The organism is Pantoea sp. CFCC18177, from assembly GCF_059412425.1.
In genome coordinates this window covers 177,650-197,600 of sequence record NZ_JBNBPL010000009.1, presented here as the reverse complement: position 1 = coordinate 197,600, position 19,951 = coordinate 177,650, and the positions used below count along the sequence as shown (strand labels likewise).

Below are 19,951 nucleotides of genomic sequence, written 5' to 3'. Positions count from 1 at the left end.
GATAGTGCGTCGGGCTTAGCGTTTCACTCCGCTATTCAGCCAGAACGGCGCAGGCCGAATGGCCAGGTTAACCAGTTGCATCAAGCCGCGCTCCTGATGAGTGTTAATGGCATGCTGTAACTCTTGCCAACCCGCCAACCAGACACTCACCTCTTCCGCTGGATAAGCACCAGCCAGCAGATGCACGGCCAACAGCTGGCGATTCAAGCGCGTAGACTTGTCCTGAAATTCATTAAACAGCTGCACATCAACAAAGGTTTCACGCAGATCGGCGGCGATGCGGCTGAGCATAATGTCGCTGAAACGTTTGAACGACCCCTGCAGTTTGCTTTTGCTCTTATCATCCAGCCAGTTATGCCATTGTGACTCTACCAGCCAGTGAGTAAGTGCTAACTGGGCGGCAACGGAAACGGGAGAAAAACAGGCGCTTTCCGCATCAATATCAGCCTCTGCCAGCAACTCATCAAGGTGAGTCAGTTTTTGACGCAGATCGCTGTTGGCCTTACGCGGCACCAAAGCACCAAATAAAGAGAACGCCTGACGCAGTGTCTCCAGTGCTTCAACCACAGAATCTTTGGCATCGTGATTTCCGCTCAGCCACACTTCTTCGTGGTACTGCCACTGATTCAGTGCCGCTGTCATGGCGTTCACCATGCCCTGCTCCACTGTCGCTTTGGCGGCGATTTTTTGCAGCGCCAGCGCACGCAGTGGTCGCTCCGGATTGCCTTGCGCCAGCTGATAGCCGCGTGCGGCTTTGCTTAAACTGCCAAGGCGCAGGCCACCGGTGGAGATCAAGCTTTCAGCAAATTTCAGCATGTCCGCGCGCTGGCCACTCTTTAACTCCAGCTCAACTTCATACAGCGGTTCGCTTAACTCACCTGCAGCGACTTCACCGCGATCAAAAGCGACTTCGATTTCGCTGTCACCATACTGAACCAGCCAGACTTCACGCTGGAAATGGGTGCTGAAGAGCGGCTGTAAACGCTGCTGTAATGCCGCGATATCCGTGCCTTGCGGCCAGATTTCGCTTGGCAATTGGGCGATATCCAACTGCGGCTCGCTGAGATCAACGTTATATTCCGGGCGCTGATGCAGACCGCCAACCGTTTTACCGGCGGCTTTCAGCGTCATTTCGTAGCGCTGGTCAACACCACGAATGCGCAGGCCCATATCCCAACGACGCAATTGATTGTCATCGGTTTCATAATAGATGTTGGTCAATTCGCGTGCGGCGAAGTGCTGATGCGGCCATGCGGCAAGGATTTCCCCGAGTTTTTCGGCGGCTTGCGGTGTGGCAATGAACTTTAGTTCGATTTCAATGGTCATAATTTTTTATTCAATACGCTGCTGGCACTTACGAGTTTAATCTGGCGAAGAGTAATGCACCGGAAGCACGCTGTCTCTGCTTTCTTGTGCTTTTTAGACCCTTTTCGCACCGGATTGAGACCAGGATAGTTCTCATTCAGATTTTTGAGAAGCGTCCCCAGACTGTGCCAGTAATTTTACGCCATTAAGAAAAAACGATATCGAATGAAAAAAATCACACTTGCTGCCCTTTCTTTGCTGGCTTTTAGCGCCATCGCCCCCGTTCATGCTGCTGATGAAAAGCGTTATATCTCCGATGAATTATCCACTTGGGTACGCAGCGGTCCGGGCGATCAATATCGCCTGATTGGCAAGCTGAATGCCGGAGAGGAAGTCACCCTGTTGCAGGTCAACAACGATTCCCAATATGGCCAGATTCGCGATGCCGAAGGCAAAACTAACTGGATTCCGCTGTCACAGCTCAGCGCTCAACCTAGCCTGCGCACCCGCGTGCCGCAGCTTGAGCAGCAGGTCAAAGATCTGACGGATAAACTGGCGAATATCGACAATAGCTGGAACCAGCGCACCTCTGAAATGCAGAACAAGGTGGCGAACAGCGATGGCACCATTGATGGCCTGAAAGCCGAAAATCAGAAACTGAAAAATGAGCTGATCGTAGCGCAGAAGAAAGTCAGTGCCGCGAACGTCCAGTTAGATGACAAACAGCGCACCATCATCATGCAGTGGTTTATGTATGGCGGCGGCGTGCTGGGTGTCGGTCTGCTGCTGGGTCTTTTGCTGCCGCACATGCTGCCGCGCCGTAAGAAAAACGATCGCTGGATGAACTAAACCACCACGCCGATTTGTTCTTTTATTTCAGGGGATCGTAAGATGCCCCTTTTGGCATGCCCGATTTTTGGCCAAAGTATGCAACAATAACGCAACATGCGTGCCTGGCGCGCAGATTATCATTGCCTCTGGAGTGGTTGAGTGAAGACGTTTCTGGTCGGTGGCGCGGTGCGTGATGCCTTACTGCGCTTGCCGGTAAAAGATCGAGACTGGGTGGTGGTGGGAGCCACGCCCGAGAATATGCTCGAACAGGGTTATCAGCAGGTTGGCCGGGATTTTCCGGTTTTTTTGCATCCGCGTAGCCGTGAAGAGTATGCGCTAGCGCGCACCGAGCGCAAAAGCGGTAATGGCTACACTGGCTTTGTCACGCAATTCGCCCCGGACGTCACGCTGGAGCAGGATTTGCAGCGCCGCGACCTCACCATCAATGCTATTGCTCAAGCTGACGATGGCGCCTTGATTGACCCCTATAACGGTCAACAGGATTTAGCCCATCGCACTCTGCGCCATGTCTCTGCTGCCTTTAATGAAGATCCGTTGCGTGTACTGCGCGTGGCGCGTTTTGCCGCTCGCTTTGCCCATCTCAATTTCCGCGTGGCAGATGAAACCCAATTATTGATGCGTGAAATGGCCGAGAGCGGCGAACTGGCGCATCTCACCGCAGAGCGCGTCTGGAAAGAGACCGAAAAAGCGCTGTTGACCCGCAATCCGCAAGTCTATTTCCAGGTGCTGCGAGACTGTGGCGCACTTCAGGTGCTGTTCCCGGAACTGGATAATCTGTATGGCATTCCCGCGCCGATTAAATGGCATCCGGAAATTGATACCGGTGTGCATGCGTTGATGACGCTGACGATGTCCGCCGCACTTTCAGACGAGTTGGACGTACGCTTTGCCACCCTGTTCCACGATGTTGGTAAGGCGCTGACTCCGCCGGAAAAATGGCCGAGCCATCATGGCCATGGTTTAGCCGGTGTACCGCTGGTTGAAGCACTGTGTCAGCGTTTGCGCGTGCCGAATCAGGTACGCGATCTGGCGCTGATCGTGACCGAATTCCACGATGTGGTTCACACCATTGAGCGTCAGTCGGCGGGATCGTTGATTGCATTGTTTGATCGTATCGATGCGTGGCGTAAACCCGACCGCGTTGAGAAAATGGCGCTGACCAGTGAAGCCGATGCGCGCGGTCGTGCCGGGTTGGAGAGCATGGCGTATCCGCAAGGTGATTATTTGCGCCAGGCCTTTGCCTTGGCTCAATCGGTGCCAACTAAAGAAGTAGTGGCTGCAGGTTTTAAAGGGCCAGCCGTGCGTGAAGAGTTGACGCGTCGTCGTGTGATAGCCGTGCAGGAAGGGTTGATTAACGAGCGGCCAGCATAACTGGCCGCTCGCCGCGCTTACATGAAGATGGCGTAAACCGCCGCCGCAACAATAAAGCGATAGATAGCGAACGACACAAACGAGATACGCTTAATCAGTTCCAGGAACACTTTGATCGCCAGCAATGCAACGATAAAGGCGGTCACGAAGCCGACAGCGAACATGGGGAAGTCCTGCATCGTCAGGAAGCCCATGCTCTTGTAGAGATCCAATCCGGTGGCACCAATCATCATCGGTACGGCAAGGATGAACGAGAACTCTGAGGCAGCATAGCGGCTCACGCCCATCAGCATACCGCCTGAAATGGTCGCGCCCGAGCGCGAGAAGCCCGGCCACAGCGCCAGACACTGGAAGCAGCCAATCATAAACGCCTGACGATAGGTGATGTCATCGATACCTACCGCTTTTGGCTGTTTCGGCTTGAAGTATTCCGCCACCAGCAGCAGCACGCCACCCACCACCAAGGCATACATCACGTTGATTGGGTTAAACAGACTTTTGATTTGATCGTGCAATACCAGCCCAATCACCACCGCCGGAACCATGCCTAACAGGATATGGATCAGCGTCAGTTTGCCGGTTCCGGTACCTTCATGTGGCTCTTTACCGAAGTGAATACCAATCAATCCGAACAGGCGACGCCAGAACATCACCACCACCGCCAGAATTGAACCCAGCTGAATCACCACTTCAAAGGTTTCGGCTTTGTCGCCCTCGAAGCCAAGCAGATGGCCAACAATGATCATATGGCCAGTAGAAGAGACCGGCAGGAATTCCGTGAGGCCTTCCACAACCCCCAGGATTGCAGCGACCCATAGCTGATGAATATCTGCCATCAAAATTTTTCCTCTATCCGTTTTAAACAGTAAAAAGGCGGTCGCAAGGTGCTACCGCCTGAAATTATGCCCGCGCCACGCTGAAGGAAACCTTAAGAAAATCGGTCACTTCGCGCCCGTTAGCGCAACGGCCTCAAGTGAGACACACCATAATTTGGTTTGGTTTCATTGTGATGGCAATCACGGAGAGTTTATTTAGGAATAGTCCCGCGCTCGATACGCACGCCAACGGTCGCGGCTTGGGCAACGGCACCCGGTTTACCGACCTTGATACGCACTCCGGGAGTTTTGAAACGGTTCATCAACAGATCGGCAATTTCTTCCGCCACGCGTTCCACTAAGGCAAAGCGCTGGCCCTGCAAATGATTGAGGATCACTTCCGTGACATCGGCGTAGCTCAAACAGTCATTCACATCGTCGCTAACCGCCGCACGGCGGTTGTCCCACGCCATTTCGACATCGAGCACCAGCTTCTGCTGCATGCCCTGTTCCCAATCGTAAACGCCAATGGTGGTGAACACGGTGAGTTGTTCTATAAATACGATATCCATGATGTCAGTCTCTGTTTTTGGCTATGCCGGATACCACTTCCGGCGGATTATGCGTATTATCCACGCTTATCGAGAACAAAACGACCCAAAAGGAACGGTACGAGGCTATGAGTGCTATCGCGCTTGGTATGATTATTTTCGCGTATCTTTGCGGTTCGATTTCCAGTGCGATACTGGTTTGTAAACTCGCGCGTTTACCCGATCCGCGTACTGCCGGTTCCGGCAACCCTGGTGCCACCAACGTATTGCGCATTGGCGGCAAAGTCCCTGCAGCCGCAGTACTGATATTTGATGTAGCTAAGGGTATGCTGCCGGTATGGATTGCCTACCTGCTGCACGTCACACCGATGTATCTGGGCCTGACAGCCATAGCCGCCTGCCTCGGCCATATCTATCCGGTATTTTTCCGTTTTCGCGGTGGAAAAGGCGTCGCAACAGCGTTTGGCGCGATTGCGCCGATTGGCTGGGATTTAACGGGGTTGATGACCGGCACCTGGCTTTTAACCGTGTTGTTAAGCGGCTATTCATCACTTGGCGCGATTGTCAGCGCACTGATTGCCCCTTTCTACGTCTGGTGGTTCAAACCGCAGTTCACCTTCCCGGTTTCGATGCTGTCCTGTTTGATATTGTTACGTCACCACGACAACATCCAGCGCCTGTGGCGCGGCCAGGAAAATAAGATTTGGAAGCGGAAGAAGAAGAAATAAAAAAACCGGCGCGATGCCGGTTTTTTCGTTTTAGATGGCGGGTAATTCTGCCAGCGGCCAGCGCGGCCGCACGGTAACGCCGAGTTCACCACGTGTGCCGCCTTTCAGCCGCACCATGCCGGCATAGGCAATCATCGCGCCGTTATCGGTGCAAAACTCCGGACGGGCATAGAACACCTCGCCACCACGCTTTTGCATCATCTCGGCCATGCGTTCACGCAGCGTACGGTTGGCACTCACACCACCGGCAATCACCAGGCGTTTAAACCCGGTCTGCTCCAGCGCGCGTTTGCACTTGATCATCAGCGTATCCACCACCGCATCTTCAAACGCCCGGGCGATATCTGCGCGAGCCTGTTCGTCGCTGTTATGCTCACGAATGGTGTTCGCGGCAAAGGTTTTCAGACCCGAGAAGCTGAAATCCAGCCCTGGGCGATCGGTCATCGGGCGTGGGAACTTAAAACGGCCCGGTGTTCCTTGCTGCGCCATGCGTGAGAGCATGGGACCGCCGGGATAATCCAGACCGAGCAGTTTGGCGGTTTTATCGAAGGCTTCACCGGCGGCGTCGTCAATCGATTCGCCCAGTAAGGTGTATTCACCCACACCGGTAACGCTAATCAACTGCGTGTGACCGCCGGAAACCAGCAGCGCGACAAACGGGAATTCTGGCGGATTCTCTTCCAGCATCGGCGCTAACAAATGGCCTTCCATGTGATGGACAGGCACCGCCGGCACGTTCCAGGCAAACGCCAGCGCACGGCCAATGGTGGCGCCCACCAGCAATGCGCCCACCAGACCTGGGCCTGCGGTATAGGCTACTGCATCAATGTCTTTCGCTGCCAGTCCGGCCTCTTTAAGCGCGGCCTGAATCAGCGGCACGGTTTTACGCACATGGTCACGCGATGCCAGTTCGGGCACCACACCGCCGTAATCGGCGTGCAGTTTCACCTGGCTATATAGTTGATTCGCCAAAAGACCGGACGCATCGTCATAGATCGCGATGCCGGTTTCATCGCAGGACGTTTCAATACCCAGAACTCGCATAGCTTTTATCACCCTCTTCTTGCGGCGCGCAGTGTAGCACAGGCAAATCACACGCCGGAGCAGTTTGCCAGGAAAAAGTGTTTTTCTGTCGCACAAAGAGTGCGCTATACTCCACGGCCTGAAAAAACCGGCAGCCGCGATGACACATGTCTCTGTTGGTTCTAAATTGTTCATGGTGCTTTACAAGTCAGCCGCGGCTGAAGTAAAATGCTGCACCATTTTAAAAGTGCTGGCGCCGCAGTCAGCAGCAAAACCGAATTTTATCGAGGTAAGAGTTACATGCCGGTAATTAAAGTACGTGAAAACGAGCCTTTCGACGTAGCACTGCGTCGCTTCAAGCGTTCTTGCGAGAAAGCAGGCGTTCTGGCTGAAGTTCGTCGTCGTGAGTTTTATGAAAAACCAACGACTGAACGTAAGCGCGCTAAAGCGTCAGCTGTTAAGCGTCACGCCAAGAAACTGGCTCGCGAAAACGCACGCCGCACTCGTCTGTACTAATTTCTTTCGGAAGTTCGCTTCCGCCGCGTGTTAAACGCAGACAGAGTCAAGTAAGAGGCCGTGCTTTCCGAAAGGAAGCGCGGCTTGTTGCCGTTTATGAGCTGAAAAACCGGGGCTTATGGCTGGACGAATTCCACGCGTATTTATCAATGACTTACTGGCACGCACGGACATCGTGGATCTTATCGATGCCCGCGTTAAGCTCAAGAAGCAGGGTAAGAACTATCACGCGTGCTGTCCTTTTCATAACGAGAAAACCCCCTCTTTCACCGTAAGTGGTGAGAAGCAGTTCTATTACTGCTTCGGCTGTGGCGCCAAAGGGAACGCCATCGATTTCCTGATGAATCACGATCGTCTGGATTTCGTTGAGAGCGTTGAGGAGCTGGCTACGCAACACGGCTTAGAAGTGCCGTATGAAGCGGGTAATGGCCCTAGCCCAATGGAACGCCATCAGCGTCAAAGCCTTTATCAGCTGTTAGAAGGCCTTGACGGTTTCTATCAGCAAAGCCTGCGTAACCCGCAAGCGACATCTGCACAAAATTATCTCGCCACGCGCGGTCTCAGCCAGCAAGTGATCGACCACTTCGCTATTGGTTATGCACCCGCAGGATGGGATAACGCACTGAAACGGTTTGGTCAGCAAAAAGAAGACCGCGAATCCTTGATGGAAGCGGGCATGCTGGTCAGTAACGATTCAGGCCGGACTTACGATCGTTTTCGCGATCGCGTGATGTTCCCGATTCGCGATAAGCGTGGGCGCGTCATTGGCTTTGGTGGACGCGTACTGGGCAACGACACGCCTAAGTATCTCAACTCCCCTGAAACCCCGATTTTCCATAAAGGCCGTCAGTTGTATGGCCTGTATGAAGCATTAAAAAATCACCCGCAACCGGCGCGTTTACTGGTGGTGGAAGGCTATATGGACGTGGTGGCGTTGGCGCAATTCGGCATCGATTATGCCGTTGCTTCACTCGGCACCTCGACCACGGCGGAACACATTCAGTTGCTGTTCCGTTCGACCGACACAGTGATTTGTTGTTATGACGGCGACCGTGCCGGGCGCGAAGCCGCATGGCGGGCACTGGAAACCGCATTGCCTTACATGAATGACGGTCGTCAGCTACGCTTTATGTTTTTGCCTGATGGCGAGGATCCGGACACGCTGGTGCGAAAAGAGGGTAAAGACGCCTTCGAAGCGCGGATGGAGCAGGCACTGCCGCTCTCCACGTTTTTATTCGACAGCCTGATGCCGCAGGTCGATCTGAGCACGCGCGATGGTAAAACCAAGCTGGCCACGCTGGCGCTGCCATTGATTAGCCAGATCCCAGGTGAAACGTTGCGCATTTATATGCGTCAAACGTTGGGTAATAAACTCGGCATTCTTGACGATAACCAGTTAGACAAGCTGATGCCGAAGCTGGCAGAAAGCGGCGCGGCACCAACGGCACCACCGTTGAAGCGCACCACCATGCGCGTATTGATCGCGTTACTGGTGCAGAATCCGCAATTTGCCGCCATCGTCCCTACGCTGGACGGGCTTGAGCAGTCAAAGATGGCGGGTTTACCGCTGTTTGTGGAGTTAGTCAGTCGTTGTACGGAGAATCCTGGCCTGACGACCGGACAGCTACTAGAGTTATATCGCGGGACAGAATTTAGCCAGCCCCTTGAAACGCTGGCAACCTGGAACCACATGATAGTGGATGAAGAGGCGGAAGCCGTCTTCCATGATTCACTGGCGAGCATTTATGACTCTGCCCTTGAACAGCGCCTCGAAGCGCTTATCGCGCGTGACCGAACCGAAGGCCTGAGCGCCGCCGAACGCCGCGAGTTCTGGGCATTAAGCCAGGCATTAGCGAAAAAATAAGATTTATACCAGACCAGAACGCCGAAGGCTGTTAAAGCCCCGTTTTGGTTTGTTCGTTCGGTCTACGCAGTTAGCGCACCGGAGCGAGAGGCGTTAACGTCGCAGCCAGTTTTAACGCTGCCAGCGCACAGCAACCGGAGCGTACTGAAGTACGTGAGGATTGCGAGCACTGCCAGAGTTAAAAATGGCAAGTAAGTTAGCCTCGAAAGAAAGAATTCAAGCGGCTTAAGTGCCGATTTATGAAGGGCTGAAGCCCTGGCCGCGTTGAAGGCAGCGGCAAAAACACAACGCCTTCACTGTTATAGTTGGCTCGCTGCCGACCGACACCAATCTAATTAACAGAAGTGTGGATACCGTCTTATGGAGCAAAACCCGCAGTCACAGCTTAAGCTGCTTGTCACCCGTGGTAAGGAGCAGGGCTATCTGACCTATGCTGAGGTCAATGACCATCTGCCGGAAGATATCGTCGACTCCGACCAGATCGAAGACATCATCCAGATGATTAACGACATGGGTATTCAGGTTGTTGAAGAAGCGCCTGATGCCGATGATCTGATGCTGAATGAAAACAGTTCCGATACTGACGAAGATGCCGCAGAAGCTGCCGCTCAGGTGCTGTCCAGCGTTGAGTCTGAAATTGGCCGTACCACCGACCCGGTGCGCATGTACATGCGTGAAATGGGTACCGTTGAACTGCTGACGCGCGAAGGCGAAATCGACATCGCTAAGCGCATCGAAGACGGTATCAACCAGGTACAGTGCTCCGTTGCTGAATATCCGGAAGCCATCAACTATCTGCTCGATCAGTACGATCGCGTAGAAGCAGGCGAAGCGCGCCTGTCTGATATCATTACCGGCTTTGTTGATCCTAATGCCGAAGAAGATATCGCGCCAACTGCCACCCACGTGGGTTCTGAGTTGTCTGAAGAAGATCGTGATGACGACGAAGACGAAGACGAAGATGGCGATGACGACAGCTCTGACGACGATAACTCTATCGATCCAGAGCTGGCGCGCGAGAAATTCAACGACCTGCGCGTACAGTACGAAACCGCCCGTACTGTAATCAAAGCCAAAGGCCGCAGCCACGCTGATGCCATTGCAGAAATCAATAATCTGTCTGAAGTGTTCAAACAGTTCCGCCTGGTGCCGAAGCAGTTCGACTACCTGGTGAACAGTATGCGAGTGATGATGGAGCGCGTGCGTACGCAAGAGCGCCTGATCATGAAGCTGTGTATTGAACTGTGCAAAATGCCGAAGAAGAACTTCATCACTCTGTTTACCGGTAATGAAACCAACCCAAGCTGGTTCAAAGCCGCGCTGGCGATGAATAAGCCGTGGTCTGAAAAACTGCTGGAAGTTGAAGACGACGTTACGCGTTCACTGCAGAAATTGCAGCAGATTGAAGAAGAAACTGGCCTGACTATCGAGCAGGTTAAAGACATCAACCGTCGTATGTCGATCGGCGAAGCGAAAGCGCGTCGTGCGAAGAAAGAGATGGTTGAAGCAAACTTACGTCTGGTTATTTCGATCGCGAAGAAATACACCAACCGTGGTCTGCAGTTCCTCGATCTGATTCAGGAAGGTAACATCGGCCTGATGAAAGCGGTTGATAAGTTTGAATACCGTCGTGGTTATAAGTTCTCAACTTATGCGACCTGGTGGATCCGTCAGGCTATCACCCGTTCTATCGCTGACCAGGCGCGTACCATCCGTATTCCGGTGCATATGATTGAGACCATCAACAAGCTCAACCGTATTTCGCGCCAGATGCTGCAAGAGATGGGCCGTGAGCCGACGCCGGAAGAGCTGGCCGAGCGTATGCTGATGCCAGAAGATAAAATCCGTAAGGTGCTGAAAATCGCTAAAGAGCCGATCTCTATGGAGACGCCGATTGGTGATGATGAAGATTCACATCTGGGCGATTTTATCGAAGACACCACGCTGGAGCTGCCGCTGGATTCTGCGACCTCAGAGAGCCTGCGTTCAGCCACCCACGACGTGTTGGCAGGCCTGACCGCGCGTGAAGCGAAAGTTCTGCGTATGCGTTTCGGTATCGATATGAACACCGACCACACGCTGGAAGAGGTAGGCAAACAGTTTGACGTTACCCGTGAGCGTATTCGTCAGATCGAAGCCAAGGCGCTGCGTAAGCTGCGTCACCCAAGCCGCTCTGAAGTGCTGCGTAGCTTCCTTGACGATTAATCCTCGTTGAGACGAAAAACCCCGGCTTGCCGGGGTTTTTTATTGCCTTCAAAACGGCGTCAGCCCTTTCTCCTGCATCATTTTGCGCGCCTTGTCGCTCTGCAGATACTTCACGAACTGCGCTGCCGCCTTGGGTTGCTGCGTACTGCGGGTAATCACTGCGCCGTACAGGGTGTCCTGCTGCACCGCAGGCGGGATCAATCCTACGATGGTGATGCCTTTTACCGCCTGCAATTCACTGTTCTGCTGGAAGCCCAGCTCCGCTTTGCCCTGCGCCACCGCCTCGCCTACCGGTGTGGCTGGAATCACCGACACTTTACTCGCCGTCTTCGGCCCTAAGGCCAGTTTGTCCAGCATCTTACTTTGAATGTATTTGCCGCTGGCGCTGTCCGACACCGCAATGCTGGAGGCTTCAGTTAACACCTGTTTAAACTTGGCCACCGTGCTGATATCCGGCGGCGTCATGCCCTGCTTCACCGCCATCGCGATATAGGAGTGCGCCAGCACCTGATGGCTTTTACCCTCGACCCATTTCGCCTGCTCCAGCGGTTTGATGGCGTAATCGACCATCACCAGCACATCGGCATTGTCTTTACGTTTTAATCGATTGGGGATTGCCTGCGGCGTATCACCCATCGACGGTGCCGCTTCCAGCTGCAGGGTATTGCCGGTTTGCTGCTGATATTCCTGTTTTAAGCTCTCAATCACCGGGTACATGCCACCGGAGCTAAACACTTTTAACGTCTCTGCCTGCGCGCCCTGTTGCGCCAGCACCACGAGCGCCGCCAGCGCGAATATGCGTTTCATCATCCCTCTCCTTTTTGCCATAAAGAGTTGGGTTTAGTCAGAAACAGCAGATTGAACAACAACAGAGCCACGCTAAGTGGAGCCAGCTCACGCGTTAATCTGTAACCAATCATGAAGTTGGCGATAGGCCGCCGCCATTTCATCCAGCGAGGCGCGGTTCAAACCGCTGGGATTAGGCAGCACCCACAGGCTGGTTTCGCCCAACGTCTGTGGTTGCTCGCCCCACTCCACCTTGCGCTGACGAAATGCTTTCTGGAACGCATCCTTACCCAATACGGCCAGTGCGTGCGGTTGATAGCGTAAGATCTTCTCCTGCAGACGCGCCCCACCATCACGCAGCTCATCACCTGCCAGTTCGTTGGCCTGAATCGTCGGGCGTTCAACCAGCATGGTGATGCCACAGCCGGTTTCCAGTAGCCGCTGCTCCTGCTCTGGCTTCAACAACTCACGGGTAAATCCCGCCAGATGGATCACTTTCCAGAAACGATTGCCCGGATGGGCAAAGTGAAAGCCGGTATGCGCCGAGGATTTCCCCGGATTAATGCCGCAGAACAGTACCTCTAAATCAGGTGCAATGATGTCCTGAATATCGTGTTCACTCATATGCTCTCCAGTCCTGCCCGTTGTTTCACCGCACGACGACTGATCGCCAGCATCGTGCGGGCTTCCTCGTTATCCGGACAGGCTCGTGCCAGTGCCACGGCACCGACCATCTCAGCCAGTATGCTACTTGCCACTTCATCAGCCTGTGGATGCTTTAATTCACGCAGTGCCTGAGCCAGCCGTTGCTTCACGGCATCACGACGCTGCGAAAACAGCGTGCGCGTCTCGATGGGCAGATGGGCGATCTCACTGACCAACGCCGGCATCGGACAGCCCTCACCCGGCGTATTGCGATGATGCTCAGAGAGATAGTTGTCGATCAACTGCGTCAAACGCTCCGCCGGATCTTCCAGACTGACGATGGCCGCGAAACGCTGCGCCGAATCGGCAAACATCTCAGCTATCACCGCTTCAACCAGCGCTTCACGCGAGGCAAAGTGCGCATAAAACCCGCCGTGGGTCAGACCGGCGCGCTTCATCAGTGCCGCCACGCCAATGCCTTCGGTGCCGCATTCACGCATCACCACTGCGGCTTCATCCAGTATGCGCTGCCGCGTACGCGCTTTGTGGCTCAGCTTTTCCATCGTTCTCCGTCCTGCTCATCGTTGATGCCAATCAGTGTAATTATTACGATCATCATATTCCAGCTTGACGATAAATATGATGAACGTCATATTAAGTTTATCAAATATGACAACCATCATTTACAGGAACCGACCATGACACAACAACTGGCTTTGATTACCGGCGCGTCCAGCGGCATTGGCGCAACTTACGCAAAACAGCTGGCCACACGCGGTAGCAATCTGATTCTGGTGGCGCGCGATGCAGCACGTCTTGACGCACTGGCCGCATCACTTCGTGAAGCGCATGGCGTGGAGGTGAACGTGCTGGCGGCGGATCTCACTCAAACAGATGATCTGGCGAAAGTGGCGCGTGAGCTGCGCGAGAACCGCGACATCACGATGCTGGTGAACAATGCGGGAATGGTGGTGGAAGGTGAATTTACCGACGCCGACATCCAACCGATTCAAACCATGCTGTCTCTCAACATCATCACGCTGACCGAACTGGCCCACAGTGCGGCGCAGGGCTTCCGTGCACGCGGACAAGGCACCATCGTGAACATCGCGTCTGTGGTTGCGCTGGTGCATGAGATGATGAATGGCGCCTACAACGCCAGTAAAGCTTATGTGCTGTCGCTGACGCGCAATATGGATCGCGAGTTGGCGGGCAGCGGCGTGGTGCTGCAAGCGGTATTGCCAGGCTTCACGCGCACCGAGATCTTTGATCGTGCGGGGAAATCGATTAATGAGATCCCCGCCGAGAAGATGATGGAAGTTGAGGATCTGGTCGCCGCTGCGCTGCGTGGGCTGGATGCTGGTGAGCTGATTACCATCCCATCTGTGGAAGACATGGGCCTGTGGCAGAAGCTGGATGAAGCGCGTGGCGCGATGATTCCGTTTATCTCGCTGGATAAGCCTGCTTCACGTTATTTGTAAGAGTTAGGGTTTATGGGCAAGGCGCGTGGTGCGTCTTGTCTCAAAAACAGAACGGGGTTGGGTGGTTTGGGTGATCATTCGTTGTGGGAAGGGATTTTTGTTTGGAGATCAAGGACTCATGCATTGTTCTAATTTTCACCAACCGATTGGCGAACGCTGGATCACCTATCCGAGATACTTTATAATCCCCGCTCCGCTGGCCCCTTAGCTCAGTGGTTAGAGCAGGCGACTCATAATCGCTTGGTCGCTGGTTCAAACCCAGCAGGGGCCACCAAATTTAATCTTTATAAACAGTAAGTTAAGCCACCTTTCACGGTGGTTTTTTTGTTTGTGTGTTTTGCGGTGGCGATGAAATGGCGATGGATTTTTAACGCTACCCTCTTCAGGTCTGACGATAATTTCCCGGCTACCACACCTTAGAAGGATTCTAAATGAAACACTTGCCCATTATTTTGCTCTGCTCAACCTTGTTATTTGCATCCTCTGTTATGGCTAAGCTATCAGACACAGCCGTTCTTAAAGACAAACTAAAACCCTGGCAACCCATCGAAGTAGCACTGACCGGCGAGCAGATTACAATCGTCACACCCGGTGGAACTATCAACTCTGATATTTATTCATCTATCATCCATAGCGGGGTGTGCACTCCTATCTGGACAAAAGACGTTCCAGCGAACTACCTCAAGAGCGTCAAACAAATAAATGTTATCAATAAGTTTAAATCGGTTGGCTACTCGTTTGAAAACCCCCTTGTGGTATGTAAAGAGATGGGCAACCTCATGGACAAGCCCGCAACAGCTCTCATGCTAGGTAATACTCACAGCTACAATGGCAAATAGCAGCAATAAAAAACCCCGCTTAGCGGGGTTCTTTATGATTAATTCAAATTAATGAAGTAGTGATGGTTGGCTTTCATGCCCACCATTACTGGCAAATATTGGCACTCGGTTTACCTGCCCCGGCGTAACAATAATCATCGCCAGTGTCTCGTGAGTTTTGAACGAGCAACTGCAATTAATATTCTGACACTGGTGATAGCGTTCTTTAGTTTCTTTCGATATGTATCTGCTGCTTTTAGCGTGCGCGGCGGTCTGGCAAAGCGGACAATGCATCATAGGTGGCGTCTCCCTGTTGGCTTGTAGGTTTAATACGCCAAATTCACATAAAGAGCAACAAAATTCACTTATTGTGAATCATCATTATCTGAATCTTCCCCCTCGACCTCGGCCTGATACTCAACATCAGAAAGCAGCACCTCAAAATCAAGCTGCGTTGTGTAGCCCCCATTCGACAGGCTGTGCGTTACTTTGCTGATAAGCCACGGCTGTGCATCGATCACGGATTTGAATCCGCTCAATTTTACAGGTGTCTCTGGATACAGATCAGCCCGGCCCATTGCCAGCGTTAGCGAAAACTCAGCCACCCCGCGCTGTAACTTTTCCCACTTAGCTTTCGCAGCGCGCATCGCGGTTGCCTTACTGGAGTAAACCGTCGTCAGCGTAAACACGTTGTCTTCACTGCCTGCCAGATAATCACCCTCCCTTGCCTCTGGCGTTTTTACAACTTTTGCTTTGGTCTTTTTCACCGCCGGATGCTCAAGCGCACGCAGGTGACGCTCTTTTGGCTTGCGCTGTAACTTTACCTTTTTGGGTTTTGGATCTTTGGTGTGCAACCAACCTGCCGAAACGCCGGTATATGCCCCACGGTCTGCAATGCTGAAGCTGTGCCGGTCGCCGTCTTTGCGCGTGATAGTCATTTGCGGGATAGGCTTGCCGCTAATAGTTACGCCGTTCCCCGGATTGATGAATAACAGCCTGCCCGCTTTTACCGCCGCCACTGCGCCGTAAAGGGTGGCGAGCCGCGTAAGGAACTTCGCATCCGTTTCCTGCGTCTGGTCGATATGAGACACGGCAATCCCGGCAAATCCCTCTGCCAGCATGGGCTGTAGTTTGTTACGCGCCGCCACCTGCGTGACGATATCGCCAAGGGTAGTATCGTGATAGGACATCTCTCGGCGGGAATTAAGTGTGCCGCGAAAATCAGCGCTACGGGCACGTATGGTCATCGTATCAGGCGCTCCGTGGTGCTCTACTTCATCAACAGTGAAACTACCCTTGCCGATCAGTGCCTGGCCTACCCACCCAAGGAATAATGAAACCTCCGCGCCGCGAACCGGCATTGCCAGCTTGCCGTCGGAATCGTCCAGCTCAATATCAAGCTGATCGGCCTCAAAGCCTCGGTTATCTGTCAGCGTGAGCGAGATAAGCCGGTCCTTGATGTTGGTTGTCACGTCCTGAGAATTCACCTTCAACAAAAAATCAGGCGTCAGTCTGGCGCCCATCTGCACGGGTAGCCCGATGATGCCGGTCATCCTAATAACCCTCCCGCTGAAGAAATAATGCTACCCGCTGCTGACTTCACGCTGTCGATTGCTGAGGTGATTTGACCTGGCAGATTGCTCACGCCGCTGATTAACCCGCTGGCCTGTTTATTGAGATCACCAAACATTGACGTCAGTGATTCATCTACCCGCTTAAGGCTCAGAGTAAACATGATTTTGCTGGCTGCACCGTTTGGGAAAAACTCGCTGTGCGTATTCGAAATGTTCTCAATAACGTACATGCCGTAAATCATCCCGCTTCCACCAATCAAGGGCCACGCCATCCCCTGATCAGCCAACAGACGAACAGTCATCAGGGAAATTGCACCGCCCGTTATCTCAGGGCGCAACTCCCCTGACAGCGTGATTTTTTCATCACCCGGCCCGATAAACTGCGCCGCCGGTCGCATGCCAAACCGGTTATTCGAGGGCCAGCGGTAATCGATATTTTGCTGCAGTTCGCCATAAGGCAGCGTCTGTCGCATAAACGGCATCATGCCGTAAATCATCATCATCGGTTAATCCTCCCAGCCCATTTTGCTGCGGTTTTGCGCCTGGCGATTACGCTGCTCTTTCGCCTGATGTTGTGCCATCAGTGCCAGCGCATCGTCTTTAGTCATCCCCTCATGCATGTTGATTTCGTACTGATAGGTGTTCTGACTGCGGTCAACCATACCGCCGCCCGTTGATGGCGCTGTAACAGGTCGATAAGGCGCGCCACCTGTTGCAAGGCTGTATTGCAGCCCGCCCGTATCCACACCTGCGCCCCCCGTTGCTATAGGATCAGGGGACGGAACCTTGTCTTTTAGTCCATCTGACTTGGTATCGATGATGCCGAGCTTTTCCAATACCCAATCTATTCCGCTTCGCAACTGGTCCAGTGCCTGCCCCGGTATCTTCAGCGCTTCCGCAAGCATGTTGCCAAACTTCTTGCCCATGTCACCGGCTGCAGCCAGCTCAGTTTGAGTTGATTTTACAGGCTCCAGTAGTTTGCCGAACCAGTCCCACAACTCTTTGATTTTGTCACCCACTGCGGAAAAGATTGGCGTGAGTGAACTAAAAGCGTTGCCAATTGGCCCCATCGCAGCGGTAAACCCTTCTGCGAAACCACTGATAAAGGCGCTGATTGGCTCCCAATATTTCCGCACCAGTAGAGCACCGGCCACAATTGCTGCCGCCACGGCTACGACTGGCAGTGTTATAGCACCCAGCGCCGTAACAATCGCGCCACCTGCGATGCTGAACGCAGAGCCAAGCAGCCCCGCCCCGGCAATCAACGCATTAACGCCAGCAATAACGGGCCATGCAACCAAACCGACAGCACCTAATACACCAATGATAATTAGACCGGCGGCGGCAATTTTGCCCATCCCGCTCGCCAATACAGGGTTAGCTTTTATCCAGTTATCGATAGTTAGTAGAAAGGCCGCTGTACCCTGAGTCAGTTTCCGTAATCCGCTATCCTGCTGGTCAAAGAGATCGGTGCCGATAGCCTCATAGGCCGACTGCAGCTCTTTCAGGTCACCGCCGAGATTGTCCTGCATAACTTCAACCAATTCAGCGGTCTTTCCATCAGATGCTTTGAACGTCGCTGTAAGTCGGTCAAGCTTACCTGAATAAGCGGCAGACATAAGAACCGCCGCAGATGAACTGGCCTCTTCACCGAAGATAGTTTTCATATACTCAGCGCGCTGCCCGGTGCCGAGCTTATTACGGTCAAAACTCGCCTGCATTTCCTTCAGGATGGCAAAGATCGGGCGGGTATTACCTTTGCTGTCAGAAGTTTTTATTCCCAGCTCGGTGATAGCTTTGTAAGCCTGGCCAGTTGGTGCCTGCAATCGACTGAGCACAGCACGGCTACCCGTACCAGCCATTGAGCCGGTAATTTTGGCATCATGCAGCGCACCCACCATGGCGGCAGTTTCTTCAATGCTTACTCCAGCATTTTTAGCAACCGGCGCGGCGTAGGTAAGCGCATCACTCATCCCGTCAAAATCTGCAGCAGTTTTATTCATAGTCATCGAAAGGACGTCGCCTATATGTGCGACCTTGTCATTTGATAACTCAAACGCTGACTTCATTCCCATCAGTAGCCCGGCGTTTTCTTCCATGGTGCGCTTATTCGCCAGCGCCATGTTAAGTGTTACTGGCGTAGCCGCCTGAATAGCCGCAGCATCTCCACCACTTTTGGCGATGATGATCTGCGCGCCCGCAGCGTCGTCTGAAGACGCTGCAGTGGTGTCACCCAACTGACGAGCCTGCAAACGCAGTGCGGTCATTTCCGCCGAGTCTTTTGCCAGCCCCAGAACCGCCTGCAATTCTGAGTTCTTCTGCGCGAAATCAAAGCCGGGCGTCAGTAACGTTTTCGCCGCCATCACGCCAACAGTCGCAGTACCGATACCGGCAGCACCTGCGTTACGCACCTTAGCCGACAACTCCTGCCCGCGACGGTAACGCTCACTGGTCTGGTTGAGCCGTTCCTGTTGCATGTTCAGGCGCTGCAGCTCCTGCTTTTGGCGGCTCAGGCTGACGGTTGCCATTGCCGAGGCAGATTTAAGCCGCTGCTGCTCAGTGCTCAGGCTGCGCGTGGAAATGCCCGCCTGGGTCAGCGCCTCGCGCTGCTGCTGCACTGACAGGCGCAGTGCGTTGGATTTGGTCTGTAGTTCAGATGCGGCCTGCCGCGCCTTCTCCAGTGCACGGGCCTGCTGCGTGGTGGGTCGCTCGGTGTTTTTGAAGGCCACCGCCAGCGATTCTGCTTCGGTTTTGGCCTCTTTCAGTTTCTGACTGGTGACGGCGAGCTGCGCACTCGTCTTGCGGAAACCGTCAATTTTTGCCGACTGCGCATCCAGCTCTTTGATACTGGTCTGCGTCTGGCGGATTTCAGCGGTAAGCCCTTTAGTGGCTTTTTCGACGGTTTTAAACGGGCGCGTCGCTTTGTCTACCGCGTTCAGCAGCACCTGCACTTTGAGGTTATTGCTCATCGGGGTCTACTCCGCTACGGATTAAGGCTTTATGCCGCCAGTTAATCAACTCAACCAGCGGCATGTCGTACATCTCAGAAGGGGGCCAGTGAAAGATGGCGGCGATATCAGCCATCAGGTCGTTAACCGTCAGGCCTTTGGGCCACTCTATTCGTCCGACTTCGAGGATAAAAAACCAATCACCTTGCCCGCCAGCGCAATCAGGTCAACCGGATCGAGGCTGTTGCACTCGGCTTTGGTCAGCGACGGCATGGTGATGCGCGGCAGTACGACGATCAGCGAATCCACGTCAGAACCGGCGATATCGGACAGGCGCACGCCACGCAGTGAACCCGCGTTTGGCTTCATCAGCTCAACCTGTTTAATCTCGGTTTCGCCACGCTTGATCGGGAATTCCAGCACAACAATATTTTCATTCAGTTCCATAGCTGCTTATCTCTGTTCACTG

At 53.5% G+C, this 19,951-nt stretch carries 21 protein-coding genes and 1 tRNA gene; 9 read left to right on the top strand and 13 right to left on the bottom strand.

All coding sequences use genetic code 11. The features are described 5' to 3' along the window. Positions 1-15 precede the first annotated feature (15 nt). Positions 16-1,326: a CYTH domain-containing protein gene (locus ACPUC8_RS12115; protein WP_039328555.1), complete on the bottom strand. Its 1,311-nt coding sequence runs from the start codon at positions 1,324-1,326 to the stop codon at positions 16-18. 204 nt (positions 1,327-1,530) lie between these two features. Between ACPUC8_RS12115 and ACPUC8_RS12110 the strand changes: the two genes are divergently transcribed. Further along, positions 1,531-2,154: a TIGR04211 family SH3 domain-containing protein gene (locus ACPUC8_RS12110; protein ID WP_039328553.1), complete on the top strand. Its 624-nt coding sequence runs from the start codon at positions 1,531-1,533 to the stop codon at positions 2,152-2,154. A 141-nt stretch (positions 2,155-2,295) separates the two neighbouring features. After that, positions 2,296-3,528, top strand: a complete 1,233-nt coding sequence (locus tag ACPUC8_RS12105) for a multifunctional CCA addition/repair protein (protein WP_494926403.1) — start codon at positions 2,296-2,298, stop codon at positions 3,526-3,528. Between the two features lie 17 nt (positions 3,529-3,545). Here ACPUC8_RS12105 and bacA read toward each other — a convergent pair whose 3' ends face one another. Both bacA and folB read right to left on the bottom strand, forming a co-directional pair. Next, positions 3,546-4,364 (bottom strand): undecaprenyl-diphosphate phosphatase, encoded by an 819-nt coding sequence (gene bacA / locus ACPUC8_RS12100; protein WP_038644661.1) that lies wholly within the window; start codon positions 4,362-4,364, stop codon positions 3,546-3,548. Positions 4,365-4,555: 191 nt separating this feature from the next. After that, on the bottom strand, positions 4,556-4,915 hold the full coding sequence (gene folB / locus ACPUC8_RS12095) for a bifunctional dihydroneopterin aldolase/7,8-dihydroneopterin epimerase (protein WP_034828354.1): 360 nt from the start codon (positions 4,913-4,915) through the stop codon (positions 4,556-4,558). Positions 4,916-5,022: 107 nt separating this feature from the next. Between folB and plsY the strand changes: the two genes are divergently transcribed. Continuing rightward, positions 5,023-5,622, top strand: coding sequence for a glycerol-3-phosphate 1-O-acyltransferase PlsY (gene plsY / locus ACPUC8_RS12090; protein ID WP_039328547.1), 600 nt, complete (start codon positions 5,023-5,025; stop codon positions 5,620-5,622). A 30-nt stretch (positions 5,623-5,652) separates the two neighbouring features. On the opposite strand, the gene tsaD is transcribed toward plsY, so the two are convergent. Continuing rightward, on the bottom strand, positions 5,653-6,666 hold the full coding sequence (gene tsaD, locus ACPUC8_RS12085; RefSeq protein WP_039328546.1) for a tRNA (adenosine(37)-N6)-threonylcarbamoyltransferase complex transferase subunit TsaD: 1,014 nt from the start codon (positions 6,664-6,666) through the stop codon (positions 5,653-5,655). Between the two features lie 279 nt (positions 6,667-6,945). On the opposite strand from tsaD, the gene rpsU reads away from it, so the two are divergent. From rpsU to rpoD, 3 genes are all read left to right on the top strand, one after another. Further along, a complete protein-coding gene (gene rpsU / locus ACPUC8_RS12080; protein WP_001144069.1) occupies positions 6,946-7,161 on the top strand; it encodes a 30S ribosomal protein S21 in 216 nt (71 codons plus the stop codon). 118 nt (positions 7,162-7,279) lie between these two features. Further along, the gene (gene dnaG, locus ACPUC8_RS12075) at positions 7,280-9,025 is read left to right on the top strand and encodes a DNA primase (RefSeq protein WP_039328544.1); all 1,746 of its coding nucleotides are present in this window, start codon (positions 7,280-7,282) and stop codon (positions 9,023-9,025) included. Positions 9,026-9,385: 360 nt separating this feature from the next. Continuing rightward, entirely contained in the window at positions 9,386-11,230 is a 1,845-nt protein-coding gene (rpoD, locus tag ACPUC8_RS12070) for an RNA polymerase sigma factor RpoD (protein WP_039328543.1), read from the top strand. A gap of 48 nt (positions 11,231-11,278) precedes the next feature. Here the strand turns inward: rpoD and ACPUC8_RS12065 are convergent, their stop codons facing one another. The 3 genes from ACPUC8_RS12065 to ACPUC8_RS12055 form a co-directional block, all read right to left on the bottom strand. Further along, positions 11,279-12,037, bottom strand: coding sequence for a substrate-binding domain-containing protein (locus ACPUC8_RS12065; RefSeq protein WP_494926402.1), 759 nt, complete (start codon positions 12,035-12,037; stop codon positions 11,279-11,281). Between the two features lie 87 nt (positions 12,038-12,124). Then, on the bottom strand, positions 12,125-12,640 hold the full coding sequence (gene mug, locus ACPUC8_RS12060; protein ID WP_494926401.1) for a G/U mismatch-specific DNA glycosylase: 516 nt from the start codon (positions 12,638-12,640) through the stop codon (positions 12,125-12,127). Further along, positions 12,637-13,224 carry a TetR/AcrR family transcriptional regulator gene (locus tag ACPUC8_RS12055; RefSeq protein ID WP_494926400.1) on the bottom strand — a complete coding sequence of 196 codons (588 nt, stop codon included), beginning with the start codon at positions 13,222-13,224 and terminating at the stop codon, positions 12,637-12,639. The genes mug and ACPUC8_RS12055 overlap by 4 nt, the downstream gene beginning before the upstream one ends. A gap of 135 nt (positions 13,225-13,359) precedes the next feature. Here ACPUC8_RS12055 and ACPUC8_RS12050 point away from each other — a divergent pair, with 135 nt between their 5' ends. The 3 genes from ACPUC8_RS12050 (at position 13,360) to ACPUC8_RS12040 (ending at position 14,981) form a co-directional block, all read left to right on the top strand. Beyond that, the gene (locus ACPUC8_RS12050; RefSeq protein ID WP_494926399.1) at positions 13,360-14,142 is read left to right on the top strand and encodes an SDR family NAD(P)-dependent oxidoreductase; all 783 of its coding nucleotides are present in this window, start codon (positions 13,360-13,362) and stop codon (positions 14,140-14,142) included. Between the two features lie 198 nt (positions 14,143-14,340). Beyond that, positions 14,341-14,416: transfer RNA gene (locus ACPUC8_RS12045), tRNA-Ile, on the top strand. A 157-nt stretch (positions 14,417-14,573) separates the two neighbouring features. Then, the gene (locus ACPUC8_RS12040; RefSeq protein WP_494926398.1) at positions 14,574-14,981 is read left to right on the top strand and encodes a hypothetical protein; all 408 of its coding nucleotides are present in this window, start codon (positions 14,574-14,576) and stop codon (positions 14,979-14,981) included. A 48-nt stretch (positions 14,982-15,029) separates the two neighbouring features. Here the strand turns inward: ACPUC8_RS12040 and ACPUC8_RS12035 are convergent, their stop codons facing one another. The 6 genes from ACPUC8_RS12035 to ACPUC8_RS12010 all read right to left on the bottom strand — a co-directional run bounded on the left by ACPUC8_RS12035 (position 15,030) and on the right by ACPUC8_RS12010 (position 19,929). Then, the gene (locus tag ACPUC8_RS12035) at positions 15,030-15,257 is read right to left on the bottom strand and encodes an ogr/Delta-like zinc finger family protein (RefSeq protein WP_071845589.1); all 228 of its coding nucleotides are present in this window, start codon (positions 15,255-15,257) and stop codon (positions 15,030-15,032) included. 68 nt (positions 15,258-15,325) lie between these two features. Then, a complete protein-coding gene (locus ACPUC8_RS12030) occupies positions 15,326-16,513 on the bottom strand; it encodes a phage late control D family protein (protein WP_494926397.1) in 1,188 nt (395 codons plus the stop codon). Beyond that, the gene (locus tag ACPUC8_RS12025) at positions 16,510-17,037 is read right to left on the bottom strand and encodes a phage tail protein (protein ID WP_494926396.1); all 528 of its coding nucleotides are present in this window, start codon (positions 17,035-17,037) and stop codon (positions 16,510-16,512) included. Before ACPUC8_RS12025 ends, ACPUC8_RS12030 begins: the two co-directional genes overlap by 4 nt. Before the next feature lie 3 nt (positions 17,038-17,040). After that, positions 17,041-19,503, bottom strand: coding sequence for a phage tail tape measure protein (locus tag ACPUC8_RS12020; protein WP_494926395.1), 2,463 nt, complete (start codon positions 19,501-19,503; stop codon positions 17,041-17,043). Next, positions 19,493-19,618, bottom strand: coding sequence for a GpE family phage tail protein (locus ACPUC8_RS12015; RefSeq protein ID WP_494926394.1), 126 nt, complete (start codon positions 19,616-19,618; stop codon positions 19,493-19,495). The genes ACPUC8_RS12020 and ACPUC8_RS12015 overlap by 11 nt, the downstream gene beginning before the upstream one ends. A gap of 32 nt (positions 19,619-19,650) precedes the next feature. After that, positions 19,651-19,929: a phage tail assembly protein gene (locus tag ACPUC8_RS12010; protein ID WP_039335354.1), complete on the bottom strand. Its 279-nt coding sequence runs from the start codon at positions 19,927-19,929 to the stop codon at positions 19,651-19,653. Positions 19,930-19,951 lie beyond the last annotated feature (22 nt).